Raw genomic sequence first — 2,511 nt, 5'->3', positions numbered from 1 at the left:
CAAAAAATCTCTTTAAAGAGAGTTATGTATATTAATTTTGCTTATATTACTTATAGGTTTTGTCTGTTTTTAAAACCCCCAAAACACCTACAAAACCCTTTTAAATATATATTAAAGATTGTATTTATGTGTTGTGTTTAATATAGGTTGTTTATTTGAAACATTAACTTATTGAAATATAATAACTTTTATTTTTAATTTAAAAAATATATAAAGGGGGTGTAAAAAGAACACCCAAAACCCCCTAACCCCCCTAAACTATAACCATAATGATCTTGATAGCATTTCTTATGAAGATAAACTGTCTTTTGAAAGGCTTTAAAAGATCACATGTTTTTTTAAGACGTGTTTTAATCATTCTCTAAAATTATAAATTTATCCATTTAAGTGAACTGATAAAATTCATTAAAGGGATTTGGATAACGTAATCAGTTTTCACTTTTATAGGCTTTTCATAAAGCACGTTTTAATCACTCACTAAAATAATCATTTTGTCAGTTCAATTTACTGACACAAACTGACAAATATATATTTACGATTGTATTTATTTTTTATGATGTTTTAATAAGTTGTATTTTGAAAAATCGATAAAACTTAACATATTGAAAAATAATGTTTTTAATTTTTTATCTCATTTAAAAAAATACTCTAGGGGCTAGAAACAACTGACTAAACTGACAAAAATGACAAAAGTCTATTAAAAGGGATTTTGCTAATCTCTATAGTTATCAATCTCTCTTTAGATGTTTTCATAACAAGCTATAAATCACAATTATCCTTTCTCTTATGAAAATGAAAAATGATGCGGTGGCTATAAAGCAGATAACAGCTATAAAGCACGTGTAAAAAACAGGCTTTCATAATTACAATGCAAATGAATGCATTGCTTATAAAGATAAGCCCTATAAAAGGCTGTTAAATTGCAAATGTGTTATAAAAGAAATTAACAACAATCTTAAAAACCATTTAGTAAAAAATAAGATAGGTTATAAAGCTAAAAATACGCATGATGAGAGCGTTTTTAAATATTATAAATGTATAGACTCAGAAAATAGCATAATCGTTTAAGAAAGCCAATAATATAGCTTTAAAGGCATATAATACAAAAGAAGCAATTAATAAGCATATGACAAATATATACACATAATGCATTTAAAAAAAATCATAAAAAATATCAAAAAAGTGTACAAATTAATTGACAATAAATACGTATTTTGATATATAAATAATCAAGTGATCAAAACACTAAACATCAAGCGGGTAGATTACGAAACAGTCTTTCCCATGTTAAAAAAACTGGCTATCTTTTATGCTGTCATTGGCATATAACGATTTTGTCGGGTGTAGTTACGCTATACAATACCCTATGGGAAAAGCGTAGCAACGGACTTGATGCCGTGTTTTGAGCACCCGGCGCCCTTATGGGTTGTCAATTTCAAAACAATATTAACATCAAGGTTTTAATTATGACAAATATCTCAAAAAGCACCCCCGTTATCTCTAATATTTCAAATAAAACCGCATCTAATAATAAACAAGAGCCTGCAAAAAAATACGAATTTACGAATGAAACACGTTGCGTGGCTGGTCATACTTTACACCGCATTAAAGCCATTAGAAATTTTGCTGATGTCAAGGCGGGGGATTTAGGGGGCTTTATTGAAAAGGAAGATAACCTCTCTCATGATGGCAATTGCTGGGTAGCTAATGAGGCTTGCGTTTATAATAATGCTCTTATTTCTGATAATGCTACTGTTTTTAATTATGCTAGTGTTTTCGATAATGCAACGGTTTGTGATAATGCAAAGGTATTTGATTTTGCTAGTGTTTATGACAATGCAAAAATTGCTGATAATGCCTTGGTTTGTGGGTATGCTTATGTTTACAAACATGCTCGTGTTTTTAATAACGCCGTTGTATGTGATAAGGCTGTTATAAGAGACAAGGCAAAAGTCTATGGGAATGCTTTTATTAATTGGTATACGCGTGTTGAGAATAATGAAACGATTAATTTTTCATCTAAAATTTGTGATGATGCTTGTATCTCTTTACCTATAACAAAAAAATATGAATTTACGAATGAAACTAAGATTATTGAAGGGGTTACTTTACACCGTATTAAAGCCATTAGAGATTTTGATGATATCAAAGCAGGTACCTTAGGTGGTTTTATTGAAAATGAAAGCAACCTATCCCATGATGGTAATTGCTGGGTTTATGATAATGCTACCGTTTTTTGGGATGCTGTCGTTTCTGACAATGCAAAAATACATGATAATGCCCGTGTTAATAGAAATGCTAAAGTTTATGGCAATGCCGTTGTTAATAATGATGCATGGGTTTTCGGTGCGAATGCTCATGTTTATGGCAATGCAAAAATTAAGGACAATGCTATCGTTCGTGGTCAAGTTTATGGCAATGCCTTTGTTTGTAATAAAGCTAATATAATTTTTGATGCAAAAATCTATGACAATGCGAAAATTGCTGATAATGCTTATGTAAAGGGCTTTG

Annotated in this window: 1 protein-coding gene; it reads left to right on the top strand. The window is 30.1% G+C overall.

Features of this window, described 5'->3' with window-relative positions; genetic code table 11:
- Positions 1-1,466: 1,466 nt before the first annotated feature.
- Positions 1,467-2,511: LbetaH domain-containing protein (locus ABD917_RS08580; RefSeq protein ID WP_345119648.1), on the top strand; the 1,045-nt coding region annotated here is incomplete at its 3' end.

The sequence above is a fragment of the Bartonella pachyuromydis genome (assembly GCF_039543065.1).
Lineage (GTDB): Bacteria > Pseudomonadota > Alphaproteobacteria > Rhizobiales > Rhizobiaceae > Bartonella > Bartonella pachyuromydis.
The sequence above is the reverse complement of the archived record's forward strand: the minus strand, read 5'-3'. Positions and strand labels throughout refer to the sequence as shown.